The organism is Amycolatopsis sp. NPDC104775 (assembly GCF_055583325.1).
In genome coordinates this window covers 304,218-328,436 of sequence record NZ_JBVJOE010000009.1, presented here as the reverse complement: position 1 = coordinate 328,436, position 24,219 = coordinate 304,218, and the positions used below count along the sequence as shown (strand labels likewise).

The following is a 24,219-nucleotide window of genomic DNA, read 5'->3' as shown; positions in this document are numbered from 1 at the left end:
TCATGTCCTACGCCGTCGATTTCACCACCGTGTCGACAGTCGGCCTGGAGTCGTCCCCGGTCGCGGACGCGCTCGCCGGGCTGCGCGCGAACGAGGCGCGCTACTTCAAGAACAAGTACGACCACGTCTTCACCGTCGAACCCGCGGCCGACGTCCCGGAGATCGTCGACTGGGTGCACCGGATCCTCAAGGAAGAACGCGATCTCGTCATTTCCTCGCGGCCGCTGGAAGCGACCGAGTTCGAGGTCGACGGCATCCGGATGGCTTACGTCTTCTACGAGAGCGGGCTGTCGGTCAACGTCATGTACACCCTCGAAGAGTCCGGCAAGCGGGCCGTGGGGTTCAAGCTTTCCGACGGCATGGACGTCCCGGAGGAACTCGCCGACAAGTTCAAGTTCGCGCGCCAGAAGTCGAAGCTGGCCGGGACGATCCGCGGGTCTTACTTCGTCATCAAGAACGAGTACTGACCCGCAGCGCGGCGCTGCGCAGGCACAGCAGCAACGGCAGCGAACCGTCGTCGCGCAGCCGTGCCGGCAGGGCGTTCGCTTCGATCAGCGGTACACCCTCGTTCAGTTCTTCGCCCAAGGCGGCCAGATCGATCTCCAGGACGGTGACTCCGGCGCTGTAGAGCCGTTCCGCGCCCTTCGTGCGGCGGCGGGCGAGTTCCATGCTGTCGACCGACAGCTGGGTCACGCCGAAGAATTCCGGTTTCGCGCCGCGTTCGAGCCAGCGGGCGAAGCCGGTCAGCCGCGTCGACGAGATTTCCCCGGGCTGGACGGCGGCTTCCTCGCACAGTTCCCGTTCCATTCCGGCGCACACCGCGGTGTGCAGGTTCCGGCGCGTTCCTCCTTGCGGGGTACGGAGATCCTGCGGTTCCAGGCTGCCGCTGCCAGACGGCGCGAGCAGCAGTCCGCTGGCCGAGTTCCGGGCGGACTGGCGGACAGCGACCAGCAGGCCGTCGGACGTGAAGGCGATCGTGGACACGCCGACGAGATCGGCGAGCGTGCTCGCGGCGAGCGTGCGCAGGGCACCGGACGAGTCGGTCAGCTCCTCGGCGCGTAGGTCGTACTCGCGGCCGTCGGCGGTGTTCGTGATGCGCAGCGACGCGAGTTCGTTGCTGCAGACCGCGTCGAAGAACCGCGCGCGGTGCAGGACGATCGGAGCCGGTCGCGCACCGGCGACCGGCAGCGGTTCGCCGCGCATGCCGACGATCGGGCCGTTGAACAGCAACCGGCCGCGCGCCCGCAACGGCAGTACGTGCGGCGCGGTGGCTTTCAGCTTCGCGGGCAGCCGGTACGGGTCTTCGGCGATGGCGATGCCGAAGGTGGCTTCGGCGAGCGCCGCGTCGATGGCGTCGCTGACCAGCGCCGTGCCCCGGGCGGGAATCGCCAGGTACCGCGCGCCGGGGTAGGCCGGCGGCGGCGGGGTGTCCGCGGTCGGGAACGGCGCGGCGATCGCGGTGAACTCGTAACCGGCCCAGCGTTTCCGCAGCAAGCGGATGTCGCGGGTGAGGGTGAGCAGGCCCAGCAGCAGCGCGACGACCGACAGCGCGACGCCGAACGCGCTCGGCAGGATCGTGACCGCTCCAAGCACAACCCCGAGCGCGGACACGGCGACCGGCCATTCCCCGGCTCCGACGAAGAAGAGATAGTCGGCCGTGGCCCGGGCCCGGCGGGTCAGTTTTCCCATCGCCGCACTGTTTAGCACGGATCGGCACGGTTGTCGGCCGCTTTCGGCAAGCAGCCCAGCGCCGGACCCGGCGGGAATCTGTGCAAGCGCGCATTACCCGATCCGGCATCGATCCGGCAGGGCGCGTCGGCGTTCCGAACCAGCCCCTCGGCGGCAGTCCTCGAGTCGTTGCGATCCGGCGCCCACGGGGCAGGGACAAAACTCCGGACAGCGCCCTGGGCGATTCGGTCCGCTCTTCCGGTTCGCCCCGCTCTTCCGGTCGGCGCGACGCCACTGGGAACGAAATCCGTTGCGGGCTGCGGAATCCGCAGTTTTATGCGCGACCATCTCCGCATTGCGTTCTCGCCGTTCAAGATCGCTCGACCGGAGCAATGCCGGGGCCTTGCCCCCGTGCGGAGAACCGTGCAAGGATCACTTCCGAAGGTAACAATTCGAGCTCAAGTTCGGCCATCCGGCGGAGCCGCAATTCCGGGCAGCTCGCCGGCCTTCGACGCATTAACTGGGGATGCTGTGGGGAGATCAGTGAACAACGGCGTCATCGAACGATTTCGCCCGCGTTAAACCGAGCACGGCCGTGACCAAGCCGGGGCCGGGCGAGACCTCGCGGGTCTCGCTCTCCCGGTCCCGCAGTCGTGCGGCTTTCCGGTGCGCCCCGGCGGGGAGACCCCTGTCCGGAAAGGGCTCGGGGAGCGCGCGGGAAAGTTCGATGTCGTTGTCCGGCAACGGGATTCGCTAAGCGGGCGGAAGCACGGCGGCGCGGCCGCGGCCATGCCCACCAGCGGCGCGCCCGCGACCTGGCTGATCGCTCGACCCGTCAGCACGAGAACCATGTCCGCTAGGAGTCCACGTCGATGAAGAACACCGACCACAGCGAGGTGTCCATGACTTCTTCTCCGTCCAGCGCCGAAAAGAAAGCCCTTCCGGGCGTATGGAGCTGCAACGAATGGGACCCGCTGACGGAGGTGATCGTCGGCAATCCCCTCGGGGCGCGGCTTCCCCATCCCGACAAGAGCACCCACCTCGCGGAATTCGCCGGTTACCCGGTCGAAAAGATTCCGGTCGGCGCGTTTCCGGAACAGGTGCTCGAGGAAGCCGAGGAAGACCTCACCGCGATGGTGAAGTCGCTGGAGGACCTCGGCATCGTCGTCCGCAGGCCGGAGACCTGGCCGCACGACGCGGAGGTCTCCACCCCCTTCTGGTCCACGAAGGGCTACTACAACTACTGCCCGCGCGACATCTTCCTGGTGCTGGGAAACCAGATCATCGAGACGCCGAACGTCATCCGCGGCCGCTTCCTCGAGTCCTACAGCTACCGCAAGATCCTGCTCGACTACCTCAAGGCGGGCGCGAAATGGTACAGCGCGCCGAAACCGATGCTGCTGGACACTCTTTTCGAGGTGGACCACGAGCTTCCGATCCCCCGGGAGGACGAGCCGGTCTTCGACGCCGCCAACGTCCTGCGGTTCGGCCGCGACCTGGTGTACCTGATCAGCTCGACGGGCAATGAACTGGGCGCGCAATGGCTCCAGACGATCCTGGGCGACGAGTTCAAGGTCCACCTCTGCCGGATCAACTACCACGGCAGCCACATCGACACCTCGGTGGTGGCGCTGCGGCCCGGATTGCTGCTGTGCAATCCGGAACGGGTGACCCGCGAAATGCTGCCCTCGATCTTCGACAACTGGAAGGTCATCTACAGCCCGCCGATGGTCGGAGCCGACCGGTTCGACAGCGACTACCTGGCGCGCTCCATCGGGAGCGGCTGGATCGACATGAACCTGTTCAGCGTGCGCCCGGACCTCGTCGTGGTGGACCGCGACCAGCTTCCGCTGATCAAGCTCATCGAAGAACAGGGCATCGACGTCCTGCCATTGAAACTCCGCCATTCGCGGATGATGGGCGGCGGTTTCCATTGCGCGACGCTGGACACCAAGCGCGAGGGCAGCCTGGAGAACTACTTCGAGTGAGCGAGCCCGCTCATTCCGGGCGGGCCGGTGCGGCGCAGCGAAGCGCCGCTTAAAACGGGGGTATTGCGTTGAGCGACACAGATGTTCAGCGAAGTCTGTATGAGAAACACGAATCCCAGGTGCGGTCGTACTGTCGGCTGGTTCCCGACGAATTCACCAAAGCGACGAATGCCTACGTGCACACGTCCGCCGGGACCCGGTACATCGACTTCTTCTCCGGATGCGGGGCGCTGAACTACGGCCACAACGATCCGGACATGCGCGACGCGCTGGTCGAGTATCTCTCCGGCGACGGCATCGCCCACTCGCTGGACTTCCACTCGGAGGCGAAAGGCGTGTTCCTCCAGGAATTCGCCGACAAGATCCTCCGTCCCCGCGGCCTGGACTACAAAATGCAGTTCACCGGGCCGACGGGAACGAACGCGGTCGAGGCGGCGCTGAAACTGGCGCGCAAAATCACCGGCCGGGCCAACGTCATCGCATTCACGAACAGCTTCCACGGCGTTTCCCTCGGCTCGCTTGCCACGACCGGGAATCAGCACCACCGCGGCGCCGCCGGTCTCGCGCTGGCCGGAGTCACCCGCGCGCCCTACGCGGACTATTTCGGCCGGGAAGTGGACACTCTTCCCTGGCTTGAGCAGATGCTGTCCGACCCGTCCAGCGGCATCGACCCGCCCGCCGCGATCCTCGTGGAAACGGTGCAGGGCGAGGGCGGACTGAACTCCGCCTCCGCCGAATGGCTGCGCCGGCTGCGGGATCTCGCCACCCGGCACGGCGCGCTGCTGATCGTCGACGACGTCCAGGCCGGCTGCGGCCGGACCGGCAGCTTCTTCAGCTTCGAGCCCTCGGGCATCGTCCCCGACCTCGTGGTACTGGCGAAATCCCTGTCCGGCTTCGGGATTCCGCTGGCCGCGGTGCTTCTCCGTCCCGAACACGACGTGTGGCGGCCCGCCGAGCACAACGGAACGTTCCGCGGCAACAACCACGCGTTCGTCACCGGGCGAGTGGCGGTCGCCAAATTCTGGTCGGACGGCGAGTTCGCCGCCTCGATCGAAACGAAGTCCCGGGCGGTCGGGGCCGTGCTCGACTCGCTGCAGCAGCGAACCGGCCGGCTGCGCAAGGGCCGTGGCCTGATGCAAGGGCTGCGGTGCCGGAAAGCGGAGACCGCCGCCGAGATCCAGCAGCGCTGCCTCGACGCGGGCCTGCTGCTCGAAAGGTCCGGGCCGCAGGACGAAGTCCTGAAGCTGATGCCTCCCTTGACCATCGAGGACGAGGTGCTCGCCGAAGGGCTTTCCCGGTTCGCCGACGCGGTTTCGTCCGTGCGGGACGAATCGTGAGGCACCTGGCGGGCCAGTCCGGCCGCACCGCACGCATCCGCCGAAAAGCCGAAGCTCAGGAGGAGGTTTCCATGCCTTTGCCGTCCCAGGCAGGGACCAGCGCCCAGCGCACGAGCGGGGCCGCGGATCTGGCGGCAGCACGCGAGTGGGTGGAAGAATTCGTGATGAAGCCGCACGAGCAACTGGGCCGGGACGGCGCGGTGTGCCCGTTCGTCCAGGCCGCGATGAAAGCCGAGACGTTCCTGCTCGAAAAATGGCCGGTGGAACCGGACGCGACCGTGGACGACCTGGTGGAGTCGGTGACCAAGCTCGCCGACACGTTCGAGGCCCGGCGGTGGGCGAGCCGCAACCGGACGCTGCACACCATGGTCGTGGTCCTCGACGGGCTCCCGCCGGAGCGCTATCCGGTCCTCGACGACGTGCACGCGCTGGCCAAACCCGGCCTGGTGCGGCGGGGGCTGATGTTCGCCCAGTTCTATCCCGGCTGCGACGAACGGGCGGTGCGCAATCCCGCCCTCCGGATCGCCCAGGCCCCGGTCCCCATGCTGGCGATCCGCCGGATGGCCCAGCACGACGTGCTGTTCCTCGACTCGGACCCGGAATGGTTCGCCGCCTACGCCGAACGGTTCGCCGTCCGCTACCGCCGCGGCGACGTCGCGGATCCCGCGCTCAAGAACGCCTACTCCCGAGGCCGGGAGCGTTGGGGGGACCCGGCATGACCGTCTCCGGCCGAAACGGCAGCGTCCCGAAAAGCAGTGCTTCGAACGCCGCTGTCCCGAAAAGCGATATCCCGAAAAGCAGTATCCCGCCGGACCTCGGCGTCAGCAGCGACGCCGAACGCGACCTCCGGCTGGCGGAATCGGGCGGCGAGCCGATCACGGAGTTCTCCGGCGCCAGCACGCCCTACATCGATTACCAGAGCATCGACGTGCTCCTTTCGCTGCAGCACCCGCGATCCGGCACTCCCGCGGAACTGACCTTCTACGTGATGGGCCAGGTCAAGGAGCTGTTGTTCAAGCTCCTCTACGAAGAGCTCGAACGGACCCGCGCGCTGCTGGACGAAGATTCGGTCGCCGAGGCCGCGGTCAATCTGCGGCGGCTGCGGCGGGTCGTCGAACTGCTCAACGGAACCTGGAACGTGCTCTCCACGCTCACGCCGAACGAATTCAACGGTTTCCGCGACGTGCTGGGAGCGGCGTCCGGAATCCAGTCCTACATGTACCGGATGGTCGAGTTCGCGCTGGGGAACAAGGTGGCCGCGCTGGCCCGGCCGCACCGGCACGTGCCGCACGTCAACGCCCAGGTCCAGCGGGCTTTGCACGAACCCAGTGTGTACGACGCCGCGCTTCGCCTGCTCGCCCGTCGCGGGGCGGCGTTGCCCCCGTCGGTGCTGGACCGGGATTTCTCCCAGCCGTACGAGCCGGACAGCGCCGTGGAACGGGCCTGGGCAGAGGTCTACCGGGACAAGGCGGCCACCGATCCGCTGTTCCAGCTCGCCGAGGCGCTGATGGACGTGGCCGAGGGATTCTCCCGCTGGCGCTCGCTCCATCTGCTCACCGTCGAGCGGATCATCGGGTTCAAACCCGGCACCGGCGGCACCGAAGGCTCCGGCTGGCTGCGCCGGGTCGCCGAGCACCGGTTCTTTCCCGAGCTGTGGACCGCCAGGGGGCTTCTGTGACCGAAAGCCAGCTCGCCGGCACGCTCGCGTCGGCAATGGAGGAAGCCCGCCACCGGGACGCCGAGGACGTGCTCGCCCCCTTGCGCGACCGCTTCGTTTCCGCGCAACCCGGCACCATTTACCTCAACGGCAGTTCGCTGGGCCGGTTGCCCACCGCCACCGCGGAGCGCCTCGCCCGGATGGTCGGCGAAGAATGGGGAGCGAATCTCGCCGAAGCCCGCACTCAATGGCTCGACCTGGGCGAACGCGTTGGCGACAGCATCGCGCGGCACGCCTTGGGCGCTGGCCCCGGCGAAGTCGTGGTGGGTGAATGCACCAGCGTCCAGTTGTACAAGCTGGCCGTGGCGGCGCTGCGGGACCGAGCGGGACGCAGCACGGTCCTCACCTCCGACGACAACTTTCCGACCGACCGCTACGTCCTCGACGGCGTAGCGGCCGACCACGGGATGCGCGTCGTCACCCTGCCCGCTGACGCCGATACGGGTCTCGACGTGGACGTGCTACGCGCCGCCCTCGACGAGAACGTCGCTCTCGTCTCGCTTTCGCTGGTCTCCTTCCGTTCCGGCGCGCTGCTGGACATGGCCGAAGTCAACCGGCTGGTGCACGACGCGGGTGCGCTGGTGCTGTGGGACCTCAGCCACGCGGTCGGCGCCGTGTCCATCGAACTGGAGGCCACCGGGGCGGACCTGGCCGTCGGCTCGGGCTACAAGCACCTGTACGGCGGCCCCGGCGCCCCGGCCTTCCTCTACGTCCGCCGCGCGCTGCAGGACCGGCTCCGGCAGCCGATCCAAGGCTGGTTCGGGCATCGCCGGCAGCTCGAGATGCTGCCGGACTACGAACCCGATCCGACGGTCCGCCGCTTCCAGACCGGATTTCCCCCGGTCCTGGCGCTGACCGCACTCGCCGCGGGGGTCGACCTCGTCGCCGAAGCGGGCATGGACGCGGTGCACGCCAAGGGATTGGCGCTGTCCGAACTGCTCCAGGAGCTGGTGGCCGAACACCTTTTCCCGCTCGGCTACAGCCTCGCGAGCCCAGCGGACGCCCGGCGGCGGGGTGTGCACCTCACGCTGCGGCATCCTGGCGCGCCCCGGATCCATCCGCTGGCTTCCCGCGCCGGGCTGGCGATCGACCACATGCCCCCGGATCTGCTCCGGCTGTCCGCCACCCCGCTCAACACCCGCTTCGCCGACGTCGTCGAAGCCGTGGACCGCCTCCGCACGGTGACCGGCGAATTCCTCGGCGAGCGCGGGTAATGCCCGACACTCCGCCGAAAGACCCGAGATTGGCAGATCCTTCCATGCCCGATGCGTTGCCGGTCCTCTACATCGATTGCCGCCCCGGTTCGGTCGCGGCGCTCGCGGCCCACGGGGCCGCGGTCACCTGCGTGGTCAATGCGAAAGACGCGGCCAAGGCCCGGAATGTTCCGGGCGTCTCCCGGGTGGTCGTCGTCCGCGACACCACCGATTGCGAGGACGTGCTGTGCGCGCTTCGCCGGGACAGCGTCAGCTTGACCGATTACACCGCCATTTGCGGGAACGACGAATACAACCTTTACGCCGCTTCGGTCATGGCCATGGTGGCGGGAAAACCCGGGCCGTCCCCGGACCACGTCGTCTCCATGCGGGACAAGTTCGTCCAGAAAAGCCTGGTCAGAAAGGCGGGCGTGGCGGTGACGCCGTGCCGGGCGGTCGACCATCTCGACGAGCTCAGAGCGGCTCCGCCGGAATTCCCGATCGTGATCAAGCCGCCCGCCGTTTCCGGTTCCAAGGACACCTTCATCCTGCGTTCGGCCGCGGATCTGGAGCGAGCGGCGAAACAATGCGCCGAAGCGGGAGTACTCGGCCCCTGGGTGGTCGAGGATTTCGTGCCCGGCGGCGAGATCCAGGTGGACGGCTCGATCAGAAACGGCGAACTGGTTCTGGTGAGCATTTCCCGCTATCTGCAGAATTGCATCAAGATCCACGAAGGCGCTCTCGCCGCCGCGGTCGTGCTGGACCCTGGCGTCGAACCCGATCTTTACGCGAAAGCGCGGGATCTCGCGGCACGCGTGCTTCCCGCGCTCGGCCACCGCGACGGGGTGTTCCACCTCGAAGCCTATGAGCACCCCGACGGGCACCTGGTGTTCGGCGAGTGCGGCGGCCGCGTCGGCGGCGGATTGACCGACGAGGTCGTACTCCGGAAATTCGGAGTTTCGCTGCACGACGAATGGGCCCGGACGATCCTCGGATTGCCCACCGGGGTGACCGAACCGGTCGTGCCGGATCCGGCGAGCTTCGGAGATGTCCACCTCAAGGCGCCGCCGGGACTGCTACTGTCGGTTCCCGGCACCGAGGAACTGCGGGCACGGCCCGGCGTCGTATTCGGCGAAGTCGAAGTCCAGGTCGGCGAGCAATTGGGGAACATGAATGAAGACTCGTTCTTCCGGGCGGCGCGCGCGGTGGTCACCGGCGAAGACGAACGGGAAACGCAAGGCCTGCTGCGCGACCTCGGCGAGTGGTTTTCCGGCGCCGTGCGAGTGGACACTTCGGTCGCCGGCTGATCCGGCACGGCCCAGCACTGAGGCAGGCGAATGAACAGCACGGCTCAACGGCAGCCGGCCGAACGGGCGACCGGAATGTTCCGCGCGCTGCGCGTGCGGAACTACCGGTTGTTCACTTTCGGCAGGCTGATCTCCAGCATCGGCGTGTGGATCCAGCGCATCGCCCAGGACTGGCTGGTCATTTCGCTCACCGGCAGCGCCTCGGCGCTCGGCGTGACCACCGCGCTGCAATTCCTGCCGATCCTGCTCTTCGGCCTGTGGGGCGGACTGCTGGCCGACCGGTTTTCCCGGCGGATGCTGCTGGTGGTTTCCCAGACGGCGATGGGCGTGATCGCTCTCGGGCTGGCGGTGCTCGTCTACTTCGGCCGCGCGGAGATCTGGCACGTCTACGTCGCCGCTTTCCTCCTGGGCGTCGCCAGCGCGGTGGAAACGCCTGCCCGGCAGTCGTTCCTCACGGAAATGGTCGGAAAAGACCTGCTCCACAACGCGGTCAGCCTGGACTCGGCCTGCTTCCAGGTGGCGAGCCTCGCGGGCCCGGCGATCTCCGGGGCGCTCATCCAGCTGGGGGGCACCTCGACCGCGTTCGCGCTGACTGCCGCCTCCTGCGTCGTCGTCGTTGCTTCGCTCTGGCTTCTCCGGCCCGCGGAGCTGCATCCCCACACGCCGACGCCGCGGGCGCCCGGCCAGGTCCGCGAAGGACTGCGGCATGTCCGCGGGCATCCCGCGCTGCTCTGGCCGATCTTCCTGATGGCGTTCCTCGGGACCTTCGCGTTCAATTTCGCGCTCGTCCTTCCCGTGTACACCGCCGATATCTTCCATTCGGGCGCGGAAACCTTCGGCTGGCTCACGACTTTCCTCGCGATCGGATCGGTCGGGGGAGCGCTGGGCGCGGCCTGGCTGCGGCGCGCCCGGCTGCGCCTCGTGCTCGCGACCGCGCTCGGCTTCTGCGTAGTCCAGCTCGCTGCCGCCGCTTCGCCGTCGGTGTGGCTCTTCGCCGTCCTCATGGTGCCCACCGGAGCACTCGGGGTCGTCGTCCACGCCAGCGCCACCTCGGTCGTGCAAAGCTCGTGCGACCCGGACATGCGCGGCCGGGCGATGGGGGTGTACACCCTGGCGTACATGGGCGGCATCCCCATCAGCGGGCCCTTGGTCGGCTGGGTGATGGAGCACTACGGAGCCCGCCCCGGCTACGCGATCAGCACGGCCGTCGCCCTCGCCGGGGCGCTGATCGCCGTCGCGGCGGTCGCCAGGATCCATTACCGCGGCACTCGCGGAACTGCGGATTCGCCGGTTTCTTCCCCTCAGCCGAAACCGCGCGCGTCATGACCGCGGCACACCCGCTTTCGCCGACGGTCGACGCGATCCGCCGCCGCGGGCATCTCCGGCTCGGCGTGAGCACGGGCATCCGCGGCCTGTCGTGGACCGATGGCGCCGGAGTCCGCCGCGGCTTGGACGTCGACACCGGCCGCGCCGTCGCGGCCGCGCTCTTCGGCGGTCCCGGCCGGATCGAGTACACCGAGGTCGACCCGGAGGGCCGGATCCCCGCGCTGACCTCCGGCGAGGTCGACCTGCTCGCGTGCAACGCCACCTGGACGTTCAGCCGCGAATGCGGCGAGCACGTCGCCTTCGTTCTCACCACGTGCTACGACGAAGGCGCCATCCTGGTGCGGCGGGACAGCGGGATCGCCTCGGCCGAGGATCTCGACGGGCGCACCTTGGGCATGTGCGAGGGCACGAGCAGCGAGGAAGCGCTGCGGGCCTGGTTCGGTCCGCGCGGCAAAACCGTGCACTGCAAGCTTTTTCCCTCTCCGGCTTCGGCACTCGCCGCGTATGTCGACGGCGAAATCGTGGGTTACGTCGCGGACGGCGTGGTCGTGGCCGGAGAACGCACCCGGCTCGAAAATCCGGACGACCACTTCGTGCTGCCCGAGCGCGTGTCCATGGAACCGATGGGCCCGGTGGTCAGAGACGACGATCCGCAGTGGGCGAAGCTCGTCCGCTGGGTGCTTTTCGCGCTCATCGCCGCGGAGGCGGAAGGACTCGCCTCGGACCGGGTACGGGAAGGGGCCGCGGAGGATTTTCCCTTGCTGGCGGGCCAGTCCCGGCTGGCGGCGAAGGCGGGGCTGCATCCGGAGTGGATTTCCGCCGTGATCGGCGAAGTCGGGAACTACGGCGAAATCTACGAACGCAATCTCGGGGAAGTCTCCGGATTGTGCGTCCCTCGCGGCTACAACGAACTTTGGCTGCGCGGCGGACTGATGTACGCACCGCCGCTCGGGTGAAGATCGTTCGGCCGCCGCCGATCGGAAGGACCGGAAGAATGAAAACAGCAATTGACCGGCCACCGGTCCGCTGATACCATTTCGCAAATGGGGATTTCGGATTTGTCGTCGATCACGCTCAGAAAACCCGAGGTCAGGGACGCGCCGGAGATCTGGCGTCTCGCCCGGCGTTCGGCGAACGACGCGTGCGGTTATCGCCATTGCCTTCTCCTGTGCCAGGATTTCTCCGCTACTTCCGTTGTCGCCTTCCGCGAGGGCGCGCTGATCGGCTTCGTCGCGGGCTATCTGCGGCCCCGTGCGCCGAAAGTCCTGTTCGCCTCTCAGGTCGCCGTCGATCCCGAGGTCGCCGAGCCCGGCCCGGTCGTCCGCGGCATGCTGGACACGCTGATCGGCCGCACGGAACTGAGCGGCCTCAGCCATTTCGAGACCTCGATCAGGCAGAGCGACGACCCGGCCCGGACCCTGCTGCGCGAGTTCGCCCGGGAACGCGAGATCCGGATCGAATTCAGCGTGCTTTTCGGTGAATGGGAATTCCCCGTCCAGCACGAGACGGAAGTGCTGTGCCGAGTGGGCCCGCTGTCGGCTCAGTGAAGCCGGAAGAGGGAGCGGTCCCGCTGTTCGCCGCGAGGTGATCCGCGGCTTCGCTTCTTCCTGAATGGCGTTCGGCGCGACCCTGGATTCAGCGGGGGCAGGAGTCCGCCGAGCCGGAATCGTCGCGTCCGCCCACCTGCCGCACGGGAGCGCCGAATGAGCGACACCTCTCTCGATTCCGATCTTTCGCGCTCGTTGTCCCGGCGGCAGATGACCATGCTCGGTCTCGGGTCCGCGATCGGCACCGGGTTGTTCCTCGGCGCGGGATCGTCGATTTCGGTGGCGGGACCCGCCGTGCTCGTCAGCTACCTCGTCGGAGCGGTCATCGCCGCGATCGTGGCGATCGCGCTGGCGGAAATGACCAGCGCGCTGCCGGTCCGGGGCTCGTTCGGAGCCATCGCCGGGCGGTACCTGGGACCGCTGGCCGGGTTCGCCGTCCGGTGGACCTACTGGTTCGCGCTCGTCGTCGGCATCGGCAGCGAGGTCGTGGCCGCCGCCATCTACCTGAACTTCTGGTGGCCGCAAGTGCCGGTCTGGCTGTCCGTCGCGGTGTTCTCGCTGCTGCTGACCCTCGTGAACCTGACCCACGTCCGGTTCTTCGGCACGGCCGAATCCGTGTTCGCCGGGATCAAGGTGCTCGCGATCGGCGTCTTCCTCGTCCTCGGCCTCGTGCTCGTCCTTTTCGGACTGCCCGGCCGGCCCGCCACCGGATTCGGGAATCTGGTCTCGCACGGCGGTTTTCTCCCGCACGGGCCCGGCGCGATGTGGCTGGTCATGTCGATCGTGGTCGTCGGCTTCGCCGGGATCGAGGTGGTCGCGGTCAGCGCACCGGAGGCCCGGCAGCCCGGTGCCGCGCTGCGGTCCGCGACGCGTTCGGTCATCACCCGGCTCTCGCTGTTCTATCTGCTGGCGATCCTGCTCATGCTGGCCATCCGGCCGTGGACCGAACTGTCGCGGGTGCACGGTCTGGAGGGCAGCCCGTTCGTCGCCACGTTCGCCAGCGCGGACATCCCCGCCGCCGCGACCATCACCAACTTCGTTCTCATCGTCACCGCGCTGTCCGCGGCCAACGCGAACCTGTACGCCGCCGCGCGCATGCTGCATTCGCTGGCGCACGACGGATTCGCTCCCCGGCGGCTGAGCCGCACCAACCGGCGCGGGCTGCCGTGGGCGGCGACCCTGGCGTCCACCGTCGGCCTGCTCGTGGCCGCCGTCCTGGCCGCCTACGCCGGGCAGGCGACGTTCGGCATTCTGCTCGCCACCGGAGCTTTCGGCATCATCGCCACGTGGATCGCCATCCTGGTGACGCTGCTGGTGTTTCGCCGGAAAGGGGCGGCGACGGGGTCGAGCATCCGGCTGCCGGGCGGCCCCGTGCTTCCCGTGCTGGGCATCCTCGTGCTGCTCTCGGTGCTCGCCACCGGGATCTTCGTGCCGGACATGCGGCTCGCCTGCTTGGTCGGCGTCCCGTTCGTCCTCGCGGTCACGGCCGTGTACTTGCTGTTCGTGCGCCGCCGGACTTCCGTGGTGCCAGGGGAATCCGCCCCCGGGCTGGCCGGGGAATGAAAAGGGCGGATGCGACGCCGTTGTCGCACCCGCCCGACAGCCGGGACCAGCGCGGCGGCAGTGACGCGCCGGTCCCGAAACCGAACGGAGCGGGCGCGGCGACGGTGACGCGCCCGCTCCGAGTCCTCAGGAGATCGGCCGGTCCGTCGGCGCGATCGGGGCCGGGAGCACGCCCCGGCCGGTGAGGAAGGCGTCCACGCCGGCCGCGCACGAGCGGCCCTCCGCGATCGCCCACACGATCAAGGACTGCCCGCGGCCCATGTCGCCCGCCACGAACACATTGTCCACAGTGGTCCGGAAGTTCTTGTCCCGCACGACGTTGCCGCGCTGGTCCAGTTCCACGCCAAGGTCGGTCAGCAGGCCCTCGCGCTGCGGGCCGAGGAAGCCCATCGCCAGCAGCACCAGCTGCGCGGGCAGCTCCGTTTCGGTGCCCTCGACCGGAACGAACTTGCCGCCCTCGTTGCGCACCTCGACCAGTTTCAGCGCGCGCACCCGGCCGTTCTCGTCGGCCAGGAACTCCTGGGTGTTGACCGAGTACAGCCGCTCGCCGCCCTCCTCGTGCGCGGAGCTGACCCGGTAGATCATCGGGTACATCGGCCACGGATGCGCTTCCGAACGCGACTCCGGCGGCTTCGGCATGATCTCCAGCTGGGTCACCGACTTCGCGCCCTGCCGGTGCGACGTGCCGACGCAGTCCGCGCCGGTGTCGCCGCCGCCGATGACCACGACGTCGAGGCCCTTGGCCGAATACGGCGATTCCTCGAGCTCGCCGGAAGCGACCCGGTTGGCCGGAGGCAGGAACTCCATCGCCTGGTAGATGCCCTCGGCCGAACGGCCCTCGATCGGCAGGTCGCGCCACGCCGTCGCGCCGCCCGCCAGGACCACCGCGTCGTGGTTGTCCTTGAGCTCCTCGACGGTCACGTCCACGCCGACGTTCACCGACGTCCGGAATTCCGTGCCCTCGGCCCGCATCTGGTCGAGGCGGCGGTCGAGCCGGAACTTCTCCATCTTGAACTCGGGAATGCCGTACCGCAGCAGGCCGCCGATCTTGTCCGCCCGCTCGTAGACCACGACGGTGTGGCCCGCGCGGGTCAGCTGCTGCGCCGCGGCCAGCCCGGACGGACCGGACCCGACCACGGCCACCTTCTTGCCGGTCTTGGCGACCGGGACCTGCGGCGTGACCCAGCCTTCCTCGAAAGCCCGGTCGATGATCGAGATCTCGACCCGCTTGATCGACACCGGATCGTCGTTGATGCCGAGCACGCACGCGGTTTCGCACGGCGCCGGGCACAGCGTGCCGGTGAACTCCGGGAAGTTGTTCGTGGCGTGCAGCCGTTCCGCGGCCTGCTGCCAGTCCTCCCGCCACACCAGCGTGTTCCACTCCGGGATCAGGTTCCCGAGCGGACAGCCCTGGTGACAGAACGGGATCCCGCAGTCCATGCAGCGCCCGGCCTGCTTCTCCAGCTTGGTCGTCGCGAAGTCCTCGTAGACCTCTCGCCAGTCCAGCAGCCGCAGGTCCACCGGACGCCGCTTCGGTTCCTCGCGCGTGGTGGTCAGAAAGCCCTTGGGGTCAGCCATGTGCGGCCTCCATGATCGCCTCGTTCACGTCCCGCCCGTCGCGTTCGGCCGCGACCTGAGCGGCGAGAACGCGCTTGTAGTCCTTCGGCATGACCTTGCCGAACCGGTCGACCGCACTGTCCCAGTCCGCCAGCAAAGCCCGCGCGACGGCGGATTCCGTTTCGTTGTAGTGCTTTTCGATGGTTTCGCGGAGGAAGTCCACGTCCGCGGCGTCCAGCGGGTCGATGTCGACCATCTCCGGGTTGACCCGGTGCGCCGGCAGGTCCAGCACGTACGCCACACCGCCGGACATGCCCGCCGCGAAGTTGCGGCCGATCCCGCCCAGCACGACCATCCGGCCGCCGGTCATGTACTCGCCGCCGTGGTCGCCGACGCCCTCGACGACCGCCAGCGCGCCCGAGTTGCGCACGCAGAACCGCTCGCCGACCTGGCCGCGGATGAAGATTTCGCCGCTCGTGGCCCCGTACGCGATCACGTTGCCCGCGATGATGTGGTTCTCCGCGACGATCGGCGATTCCTTCGGCGGCCGCACGATGATCCGCCCGCCGGACAGGCCCTTGCCGACGTAGTCGTTGCCGTCGCCGTAGAGCCGCAGCGTGATGCCCTTCGGCACGAACGCGCCGAACGACTGGCCCGCGGTCCCGGTGAAGGTGACGTCGATGGTGTCGTCGGGAAGCCCTTCGCCGCCCCACTTCTTCGTCAGCTCCGAGCCGAGCATGGTGCCGACGGTGCGGTTCACGTTGCGCACCGGCAGTTCCAGCCGCACCTTGTCGCCCGCCGCCAGCGCGCCCTCGGCGAGCTGGATCAGCGTGTTGTCGAGCGCCTTGTCCAGGCCGTGGTCCTGTTTGACGGCCTGGTGCCGCACCGCGCGCGGCGGCAGCTCGGGCACGTGGAAGATCGGCGACAGGTCGAGCCCGGCGGCCTTCCAGTGGTCGACCGCCTTGCGCTTGTCGAGCAGCTCGGCGTGGCCCACGGCCTCCTCGACCGACCGGAAACCCAGCTCCGCCAGGTATTCCCGGACCTCCTGGGCGATGAACTCGAAGAAGTTCACCACGTACTCGGCCTTGCCGCTGAACTTCTCGCGCAGCTTCGGGTTCTGCGTCGCGACGCCGACCGGACAGGTGTCGAGGTGGCACACGCGCATCATGATGCAGCCCGACACCACCAGCGGCGCGGTCGCGAAGCCGAATTCCTCGGCGCCGAGCAGCATCGCGATCACGACGTCGCGGCCGGTCTTGAGCTGGCCGTCGGTCTGCACCACGATCCGGTCGCGCAGCCGGTTGGCCAGCAGCGTCTGCTGCGTTTCGGCCAGGCCCAGCTCCCACGGTCCGCCCGCGTGCTTGATCGAGGACAGCGGCGAGGCTCCGGTGCCGCCGTCGTGGCCGGAGATCAGCACGACGTCCGCGTGCGCCTTGGACACGCCCGCGGCGACCGTGCCGACACCGACCTCGGACACGAGCTTCACGTGGATGCGCGCGTCCGGGTTGGCGTTCTTGAGGTCGTGGATCAGCTGAGCCAGGTCCTCGATGGAATAGATGTCGTGGTGCGGCGGCGGGGAAATCAGCCCGACGCCCGGCGTGGAGTGCCGCGTCTTCGCGATCCACGGGTACACCTTGCCGCCGGGCAGCTGCCCGCCCTCGCCGGGCTTCGCGCCCTGCGCCATCTTGATCTGGATGTCGTCGGAGTTCACCAGGTACTCGCTGGTGACGCCGAACCGGCCGCTGGCGACCTGCTTGACCGCGCTGCGCCGCTCCGGGTCGTACAGCCGCTCCGGGTCCTCGCCGCCCTCGCCGGTGTTCGACTTGCCGCCGAGGCGGTTCATCGCGATCGCCAGCGTCTGGTGCATTTCCATCGAGATCGAGCCGTACGAGATGGCCCCGGTGGCGAACCGCTTCACGATCTCCGAAACCGGCTCGACCTCTTCGATCGGCACCGGCGTGCGCTCGCCGTACTTGAAGTCGAACAGCCCGCGCAGCGTCAGCAGTTTTTCGGCCTGATCATTGACCGCCTTCGTGTACTCCTTGAAGATCTCGTATTTCCCGGTGCGCGTGGAGTGCTGCAGCTTGAACACCGTCTGCGGGTTGAACAGGTGCGGCTCGCCTTCGCGCCGCCACTGGTAGTCCGCGCCGGTTTCCAGCTCGCGGTGGCTCGCCCGGACGCCGTCGACCGGGAAGGCCCGCACGTGCCGCTGCGCGACCTCTTCGGCGAGCGTGTCGAAACCGACGCCGCCGAGCCGGGAAGTCGTTCCGGTGAAACAGGTGTCGATCACTTCGGCGCCGAGGCCGACCGCCTCGAAGATCTGCGCGCCGGTGTAGGAGGCCACAGTGGACACGCCCATCTTGGACATGGTCTTGCGGACACCCTTGCCGAGCGCCTTGATCAGGTTCGCGGTGGCCTGCTTGGGAGTCACGCCCGGGATGAGGCCCCGGTGCGCCATTTCCTCGACCGTCGCCATCGCCAGGTACGGGTTCACCGCGGCCACGCCGTAGCCGACCAGCAGCGCGATGTGGTGCACCTCGCGCGCGTCGCCGGCTTCCACGATGAGGCCGACCTGCGTGCGCGTCTTCTCCCGCACCAGGTGGTGGTGGACCGCGCCGGTGAGCAGCAGCGACGGGATCGGCGCGTGGTCGGCGTCGACCCCGCGGTCGGACAGCACGATCAGCCGCGCGCCGTCCTCGATCGCCTCGGACACCTCGGCGCGGATCTCGTCGAGCCGCTGCACCAGCGCCTCGCCGCCACCGGCCACCTTGTACCGGCCCATGACGGTGACCGCCTGGAACTCCGGCAGGTCGCCGTCGTCGTTGACGTGCACCAGTTTCGCGAGCTGGTCGTTGTCCAGCACCGGGAACGGCAGCACGATCCGGCGGCAGGACGACGCGTCGGCGGTCAGCAGGTTCGGCTCCGCGCCGATCTGCGTGCCCAGCGCGGTCACCAGCTCCTCGCGGATCGCGTCCAGCGGCGGGTTGGTCACCTGGGCGAACAGCTGGATGAAGTAGTCGAACAGCGGACGCGACCCCGAGGAAAGGGACGCGAGCGGCGAATCGTTGCCCATCGACCCGATCGGCTCCGCGCCGGTGCGGGCCATCGGCTCGAGGATGGTTTCCAGCTCTTCCTCGGTGTAGCCGAACGCCTGCTGCCGGCGCACGAGCGCGGCGTGCAGCGGGACCTCGCGGTCGCGTTCGGGCAAGTCCTCCAGGCGGAGCAGCCCGGCGTCGACCCATTCGTCGTACGGGTGCTCGGACGCGAGCTGGCCCTTGATCTCCTCGTCCTCGACGATCCGCCCGGCGACGGTGTCCACGAGGAACATCCGGCCCGGCTCGAGCCGTCCCTTGCGGACGATCTTGGCCTGGTCCAGCTCCAGCACGCCGACCTCGCTGGCGAGCACCACGAGGCCGTCGTCGGTGACCCAGTAGCGGCCCGGGCGCAGGCCGTTGCGGTCCAGCACCGCGCCGATCTGCGCGCCGTCGGTGAAAGCCACCAGCGCCGGGCCGTCCCACGGCTCCATGAGGGTGGAGTGGAATTCGTAGAAGGCGCGGCGCGCGGGGTCCATTTCCTGATGGTTCTCCCACGCCTCCGGGATCATCATCAGCACCGCGTGCGGCAGCGACCGGCCGCCGAGGTGGAGCAGCTCCAGCACCTCGTCGAAGGACGCCGAGTCGCTCGCGCCTCGCGTGATGACCGGGTAGATCCGCTTGAGGTCGCCCGGGATGAGGTCCGTTTCCAGCAGCGCCTCGCGGGCGTCCATCCAGTTGCGGTTGCCCTTGAGGGTGTTGATCTCGCCGTTGTGCGCCACGTAGCGGTACGGATGCGCGAGCGGCCACGACGGGAAAGTGTTGGTGGAGAAGCGGGAGTGCACCAGGCCGATGGCGCTCGTCACGCGCTCGTCGGTGAGGTCGAGGAAGAACTTCTCGACCTGCGGCTCGGTCAGCATTCCCTTGTAGACAATCGTGCGCGAGGACAGCGACGGGAAGTACACGTCATCCTCGACCAGTTCGTGCTCAACGCGCTTGCGCACGCAGAAGGCGGCGCGCTCGAGGGCGAGACCGTCGAGGTTGTTCTTGCGCCCGGCCAGGAACAGCTGGGTGAAGTGCGGCATGGTCTGCGCCGCGGTCGGGCCGCAGTGCGCGGTGTCGACCGGCAGCTCGCGCCAGCCCACCACGCGCATGTCCTCCTCGGCGGCGATCCGCTCGATGGTGGTCATGGCGCGGCCGCGGCGCTTTTCGCCCTTCGGCAGGAACGCGGTGCCGACGGCGTAACTGCCTTCGGGCGGCAGCTCGAACCCGGCGACCTCGCGGTAGAACGCGTCGGGAACCTGGATCAGCAGGCCGGCGCCGTCCCCGGTGTCCGGTTCGGCCCCGCGTGCGCCGCGATGTTCCAGATTCTTCAACGCGACAAGCGCTTTCGCCACGATCTGATGGTCTCGGCGACCGGTCAGGTCCGCGACGAACGCCACCCCGCAGGCATCGTGCTCGTAAGCGGGGTCGTAGAGGCCTTCAGTGGCCGGGGTGCTCGAACGGTGGGTCACGGCTGGCCGCCTCCCAAGGCGTTGGCGCGGTTTCTTTCACTCCGGAGGGGGGTTCAGCACTGAACCGGTTAACGAAGTGGTCCGAAACCGCGATGGTCAGTCGAGAAGGGAAACCATCCGGTGCCTTCGCGGTCGCGAGGCGCGGCACTGCGTCGCGATGCGCGGCTGACCGCGGCCGGTCGGAGACCGGGCCGGGTGCCGGATGGTTTGTCACCGCACGGCGATGGGCGGCGGAAAAGTTCTGCACGTCGCTGTACAGGCGCACGCGCCGGGGTCGGTCGGCCTGTGTGGTGGGGGCCGGCCGGGGCGCGTGGTGGTGACTCCCGGGTTCGCCGGGTCTTATGACGATAGTGTGAATTCGCTGTGATCGACATACGTCGTCGCGCTCTCGTGGGAAAGGCCACGCATACGTTGACGCCTTCCGGGGTACTCCCATATGTCGGGCCGTCTCTCCCGGCAGGCGGTCAGCAAGGGTGCTGACCTGCGCAAACCTGCCTGCCCTCCGGGTGTCAACCCCGCGCTCGCCGCTGGTTGACTGGTGGTCATGAGGGTGAGCGCCGATGACTGATCGTTATCTGTCCGTGGCAGTGGCCGGGATGCACGAGATTGAAATACGGCGTTCACGGTTCCTGTGCGCGCTCGCCCCGGTGGCGGACGAGGCGGCCGCGCGGGAGGTCGTCGCGGCCCGCCGCCGGGCGGAACCCTCGGCGCGGCACCACTGTCACGCGTTCGTCCTCGGTCCGGACGGCCGCACCCAGCGTTCGAGCGACGACGGCGAGCCCGCCGGGACGGCCGGAGTGCCGATGCTGGAGGTGTTGCGCCGCCGGGAAGTCACCGACACGGTCGCGGTGGTGTCGCGGCATTTCGGCGGCGTGCTGCTCGGCGCGGGCGGGCTGATCCGTGCGTACGGGCAAGCGGTGTCCGACGCGCTCGACGCGGTGGGCCTGGTGGAGTACCGGCGGTTGCGGCTGTTCGAGGTGACGATGGACTACGCGCGGGCCGGCCGCTTCGAGAACGATCTCCGCGCCTCGCCGTACGTGCTGCACGAGACGCGTTTCGAGGCCTCGGCCCACTTCGAGGTCGGGCTGGTCCCCGGCGAGGAGGAACGATTCAGCGGCTGGCTGGCCGACCTCACCGGCGGCGAGGCGGTCGCGACCGAACTGGGGGAGCAGTGGGTGCGCGGGTAGCCGCGCACCGGCTCAGGCCCGGAAGATCAAGCGGCGACCGGTTTTCCGCCCAGCGCGCGCTCCCCGGCCTCGGTGAGCACCGCGGGCACCCGCTTCCCGCACGTTCCGTCCTGCGCGGGAGCGATCAGCCCCTTGCGGACGAGATCGCGGACAGTGCCCTGGTCGCAGCAGCTCAGCCCCTCGACGAACAGGTCCGGTTCGCAGCTGCAGCTGATTTCCGCGCGCCCCTCGGCGACGGCGCGCAGGGTTGCCCGCTCCCGATGGTTCAACTCGGCGGTCACGGCGGTCCCTCCTTCTGTCCCGGCCCCTGGATACCCGGGAACAGTTCCAGTGTCCGCCGCGATTGCCGGATTGTCGCGTATTTCACTCCTTTTTACGGGGTATGTCGCGGGTGATTCCGGGGTGCTCCTCAGACGCCCCACCAGGTCTGCGCGAGGGAGCCGAAAGTCGGTTCCGGCGGGGCTGGGAGGACGTTAAGATACCAGCGGAAGTTGCTGTACACGTGCAGGAGCGCATACTTGAGGCAGCGGCGGGAGAAATCCGGGCCGAGGTCGGACGGACGGTAACCGTAAGCGAGCAGGAGACTGCGCAGAAATGCCGAGTCGCCGCTCGAAACGAACAAGCCGACCGCCGCGAACTCGTATTCCGGCGCGCCGCGCATCGCCGGTTCGAAATCGAACAGCCCGGTCAGCCGCCAGCTGTCCCCTTCCCGGGCGACCATCAGGTGGTCGCGCATGACTTCGGTGTGCAACGGCGCCGTTTCCGGCTTTCCCACCTCGACCGCGTCCACGAATTCCGGCAGCTGCGCGAGCCAGTGTTCGGGCAGTTTCGTCGCGCGGTGGTGGTCGAGCAGCTTTTCCCGTTGCCCGGCAAGGAACGCGGTCCAGTCCGGGGGAGCGAGCACGGACAATGCCGGGTCGTGCACGGAGTGCAAGGCGGACAGCGCCTCGCCGATCTCCGAGGCGAGCGCGAGTTTGTCCGCTGTGGACAGTTCGGACCAGACCTGGCCGAGCGTGCGCCCGCGAAGCCGTTCCATCACGATGTAACCCCAGCCGTCGCGGGTCCCGGCGTGCACGACGCCGGGAGTGGGGACGGGGAGCTTGCCGGACAGGACCTCCAGCATCGTGCGCTCGGTGGTCAGCTCGCCGAGGTACACCGGCGGATAGAGCTTCAGGACGAGCTGGTCGCCGACGGCGTACACCGGCAGCGAACCGTCCTCGAAGGGCACGGGTTCGCCGGGCTCGCCGAGCGTCCGGAGAAGGACGCGCACCGCGGGCAGCAGATCCTCGCGGGTGAGCTGGTCGGACTCGGCCTCGGTGGCGGCGGGCGGGAACATGCGCCGACGGTATCGACGCGGCCCGGCGCGAGGTAGCGAATTACCTGCTGCGTTCGAGCAGGGTGCGCACGGCGGGTCCGATAAGCCGTTCGATCTCGTCGGCGGGCGCGGTGGCCAGGGGTTCCTTGCGGGTGACCGAGCGGACCAGCCCGATGCCGAGCAGCCAGGCCATCGCGAGGTCGGCGCGCAGTTCGGCGTCCGGCTCGTCGGTGAGCCCGGACAGCGCGCGGGTGTATTCGGCGTCGAGCTGCGCGCGGAGGGCTTCGTCGGCGCGATCGGTGCCCGAGGACCGCAGGTAGGTCTCGATCGAACGGGACGCCGCGTCGTCGCCTTCGAGCAGGCTCCGCAGCGCCGCGGAGAACAGCCGCTCGGGCGGGGTCGTCTCGACCTGGGCCAGTCCGCCGCGCGCCATCACGTGCTCGAACAGCGCGTCCTTGCTGCCGAAGTACCGGAACAGCAGTGCTTGGTTGACCCCCGCGCGGTGCGCGATGTCGCGCACCGTGGTGCGGTCGAAGCCGCGGTCGGCGAACAGCTCCGCCGCGGCGTCCAGCAGCGCGGCTTTGGTCGCCGTCGCGTCGCGTTTGCGCGAAGGCTGGTCCGCGGCCATCGGTTCCCCCTGGGGTGCGCTGGTGTGCGCGAAGAGGTTAACCCGGCGGCTCGCGGGCCGGCCGGACGAACTACGCGGACCAGGCGACCGGCAGCTCCTCGGGGCCGTAGACGAGCGTGTTGTGCTTGTACGCCAAAGCTTCCTTCGGCACCGCCAGGCGCAGGCCGGGCACGCGGCGGAACAACGCGGTCAGCGCCTCCTGCATTTCGACCCGCGCGAGCTGCTGGCCGATGCACTGGTGCGCGCCGAACCCGAAGGCGACGTGCGTACGCGGCGATTCCCGGGCGAAGTCCAGCCGGTCGGCGTGCGGATAGCGGTCCTCGTCGCGGTTGGCCGAGTTCAGCGCGGCGATCAGCCACTCGCCCGGGGCGATCGTCTGGTCGCCGACCTTGACTTCTTCGGTGGCGTACCGCAGCACGCCGAACTGCACCACCGACAGGTAGCGCAGCAGTTCCTCGACCGCCCGCGGCGGGTCGGCGAGGGCCTGCTCGCGCTGCTCCGGGTGTTCCAGCAGCACCAGCGCGCTGAGCGCGATCATGTTGGCGGTGGTCTCGTGGCCGGCGACCAGCAGGCTGAGGCCGAGCATGATCAGCTCGTCCAGATCGAGCGGTTCGCCGGAGGCCTCGGCCCGGACGATGAGCCTGCTGAACAGGTCGTCCCGCGGGTCCTGCTGTTTCCCCGCGAACAGTTTCCCCAGGTAGCCGGCCAGTTCGTGGTAGGCCCGCTCGGTGGACTCGGGGTCCTGGTCGGTGCTGACCAGCACGCTGCTCTGGCGCTGGAACAGTTTGCGGTCGGCATACGGGACGCCCAGGAGTTCGCAGATCGCCAGCGACGGGATCGGCAGCGCGAAATCCTCGACCAGATCGGCGCGGCCGGGCTTGGCGAGCATCGCGTCGAGATGCTGCTCGACCTGCTCGCGGACGTACTCGCGCAGCCGCTCCACCCGCCGGACGGTGAACTCGGCGACGACCATCTTGCGCAGCCGCGAATGCTCCGCGCCGTCGAGCTGGATGATCGAACCCGGGTCGACCTCGGCGTAGGGGTTCTGATCCGCTTTGACGTGCACCGACGACGCTCCGCGCGAGCTGAGCGCCGGGTCGGCGAGCACCGCGCGGACGTCGTCGTAGCGGGTGACCAGCCAGGTGTCGAATCCGGCCGGGCAGCGGATCCGGGACACCGGCGCGGTCTCGCGCAGCGAGGCGTACTCGGCGGGCGGATCGAACGGGCAGCCAGCCGGGCGGGCGGTCGGAAGGGCCGGGGTCTCGGGCGGGGTGGGCATGCGGATGGCGCCTTTCCTCCGACGGTGCGGGCATCTTCCACTGTGGAGACGCCCGCGCCGT

19 protein-coding genes are annotated in these 24,219 nt (G+C 68.8%); 12 read left to right on the top strand and 7 right to left on the bottom strand.

The window, feature by feature from the left end; translation table 11 throughout:
* Window positions 1–2 precede the first annotated feature (2 nt).
* Entirely contained in the window at window positions 3–467 is a 465-nt protein-coding gene (locus ACZ63D_RS34160; protein ID WP_465358437.1) for a phage tail protein, read from the top strand.
* Here the strand turns inward: ACZ63D_RS34160 and ACZ63D_RS34155 are convergent.
* Complete coding sequence (locus ACZ63D_RS34155; RefSeq protein WP_465358436.1) at window positions 451–1,689, bottom strand: hypothetical protein; 1,239 nt, start codon at window positions 1,687–1,689, stop codon at window positions 451–453. The genes ACZ63D_RS34160 and ACZ63D_RS34155 overlap by 17 nt on opposite strands.
* Window positions 1,690–2,540: 851 nt before the next feature.
* On the opposite strand from ACZ63D_RS34155, the gene ACZ63D_RS34150 reads away from it, so the two are divergent.
* The 10 genes from ACZ63D_RS34150 to ACZ63D_RS34105 all read left to right on the top strand — a co-directional run bounded on the left by ACZ63D_RS34150 (window position 2,541) and on the right by ACZ63D_RS34105 (window position 13,646).
* Window positions 2,541–3,656: an inosamine-phosphate amidinotransferase 1 gene (locus ACZ63D_RS34150; protein ID WP_465358435.1), complete on the top strand. Its 1,116-nt coding sequence runs from the start codon at window positions 2,541–2,543 to the stop codon at window positions 3,654–3,656.
* Window positions 3,657–3,724: 68 nt separating this feature from the next.
* On the top strand, window positions 3,725–4,993 hold the full coding sequence (gene ectB, locus ACZ63D_RS34145; RefSeq protein ID WP_465358434.1) for a diaminobutyrate--2-oxoglutarate transaminase: 1,269 nt from the start codon (window positions 3,725–3,727) through the stop codon (window positions 4,991–4,993).
* Window positions 4,994–5,064: 71 nt separating this feature from the next.
* Window positions 5,065–5,712: a DUF6875 domain-containing protein gene (locus ACZ63D_RS34140; protein ID WP_465358433.1), complete on the top strand. Its 648-nt coding sequence runs from the start codon at window positions 5,065–5,067 to the stop codon at window positions 5,710–5,712.
* The gene (locus ACZ63D_RS34135) at window positions 5,709–6,671 is read left to right on the top strand and encodes a tryptophan 2,3-dioxygenase (protein ID WP_465358432.1); all 963 of its coding nucleotides are present in this window, start codon (window positions 5,709–5,711) and stop codon (window positions 6,669–6,671) included. Before ACZ63D_RS34140 ends, ACZ63D_RS34135 begins: the two co-directional genes overlap by 4 nt.
* The gene (locus tag ACZ63D_RS34130; RefSeq protein WP_465358431.1) at window positions 6,668–7,924 is read left to right on the top strand and encodes a kynureninase; all 1,257 of its coding nucleotides are present in this window, start codon (window positions 6,668–6,670) and stop codon (window positions 7,922–7,924) included. The genes ACZ63D_RS34135 and ACZ63D_RS34130 overlap by 4 nt, the downstream gene beginning before the upstream one ends.
* 314 nt (window positions 7,925–8,238) lie before the next feature.
* Window positions 8,239–9,210 (top strand): ATP-grasp domain-containing protein, encoded by a 972-nt coding sequence (locus ACZ63D_RS34125; RefSeq protein ID WP_465358486.1) that lies wholly within the window; start codon window positions 8,239–8,241, stop codon window positions 9,208–9,210.
* A 30-nt stretch (window positions 9,211–9,240) separates the two neighbouring features.
* Complete coding sequence (locus tag ACZ63D_RS34120) at window positions 9,241–10,536, top strand: MFS transporter (RefSeq protein WP_465358430.1); 1,296 nt, start codon at window positions 9,241–9,243, stop codon at window positions 10,534–10,536.
* A complete protein-coding gene (locus tag ACZ63D_RS34115; RefSeq protein WP_465358429.1) occupies window positions 10,533–11,492 on the top strand; it encodes an amino acid ABC transporter substrate-binding protein in 960 nt (319 codons plus the stop codon). Before ACZ63D_RS34120 ends, ACZ63D_RS34115 begins: the two co-directional genes overlap by 4 nt.
* Window positions 11,493–11,579: 87 nt before the next feature.
* Window positions 11,580–12,083 carry a GNAT family protein gene (locus ACZ63D_RS34110; RefSeq protein WP_465358428.1) on the top strand — a complete coding sequence of 168 codons (504 nt, stop codon included), beginning with the start codon at window positions 11,580–11,582 and terminating at the stop codon, window positions 12,081–12,083.
* A 156-nt stretch (window positions 12,084–12,239) separates the two neighbouring features.
* Window positions 12,240–13,646 carry an amino acid permease gene (locus ACZ63D_RS34105; protein ID WP_465358427.1) on the top strand — a complete coding sequence of 469 codons (1,407 nt, stop codon included), beginning with the start codon at window positions 12,240–12,242 and terminating at the stop codon, window positions 13,644–13,646.
* Between the two features lie 126 nt (window positions 13,647–13,772).
* On the opposite strand, the gene ACZ63D_RS34100 is transcribed toward ACZ63D_RS34105, so the two are convergent.
* A complete protein-coding gene (locus ACZ63D_RS34100) occupies window positions 13,773–15,224 on the bottom strand; it encodes a glutamate synthase subunit beta (RefSeq protein ID WP_465358426.1) in 1,452 nt (483 codons plus the stop codon).
* Window positions 15,217–19,749 (bottom strand): glutamate synthase large subunit, encoded by a 4,533-nt coding sequence (gltB, locus tag ACZ63D_RS34095; RefSeq protein WP_465358425.1) that lies wholly within the window; start codon window positions 19,747–19,749, stop codon window positions 15,217–15,219. The genes ACZ63D_RS34100 and gltB overlap by 8 nt, the downstream gene beginning before the upstream one ends.
* Before the next feature lie 560 nt (window positions 19,750–20,309).
* On the opposite strand from gltB, the gene ACZ63D_RS34090 reads away from it, so the two are divergent.
* Complete coding sequence (locus ACZ63D_RS34090) at window positions 20,310–20,936, top strand: YigZ family protein (protein ID WP_465358424.1); 627 nt, start codon at window positions 20,310–20,312, stop codon at window positions 20,934–20,936.
* 26 nt (window positions 20,937–20,962) lie between these two features.
* On the opposite strand, the gene ACZ63D_RS34085 is transcribed toward ACZ63D_RS34090, so the two are convergent.
* The 4 genes from ACZ63D_RS34085 to ACZ63D_RS34070 all read right to left on the bottom strand — a co-directional run bounded on the left by ACZ63D_RS34085 (window position 20,963) and on the right by ACZ63D_RS34070 (window position 24,158).
* Window positions 20,963–21,217, bottom strand: coding sequence for a hypothetical protein (locus tag ACZ63D_RS34085; RefSeq protein ID WP_465358423.1), 255 nt, complete (start codon window positions 21,215–21,217; stop codon window positions 20,963–20,965).
* A 128-nt stretch (window positions 21,218–21,345) separates the two neighbouring features.
* Entirely contained in the window at window positions 21,346–22,272 is a 927-nt protein-coding gene (locus tag ACZ63D_RS34080; protein WP_465358422.1) for an aminoglycoside phosphotransferase family protein, read from the bottom strand.
* Window positions 22,273–22,312: 40 nt separating this feature from the next.
* Window positions 22,313–22,879 (bottom strand): TetR family transcriptional regulator, encoded by a 567-nt coding sequence (locus ACZ63D_RS34075; protein WP_465358421.1) that lies wholly within the window; start codon window positions 22,877–22,879, stop codon window positions 22,313–22,315.
* Window positions 22,880–22,949: 70 nt separating this feature from the next.
* Complete coding sequence (locus ACZ63D_RS34070) at window positions 22,950–24,158, bottom strand: cytochrome P450 (RefSeq protein ID WP_465358420.1); 1,209 nt, start codon at window positions 24,156–24,158, stop codon at window positions 22,950–22,952.
* Between the last annotated feature and the right edge of the window lie 61 nt (window positions 24,159–24,219).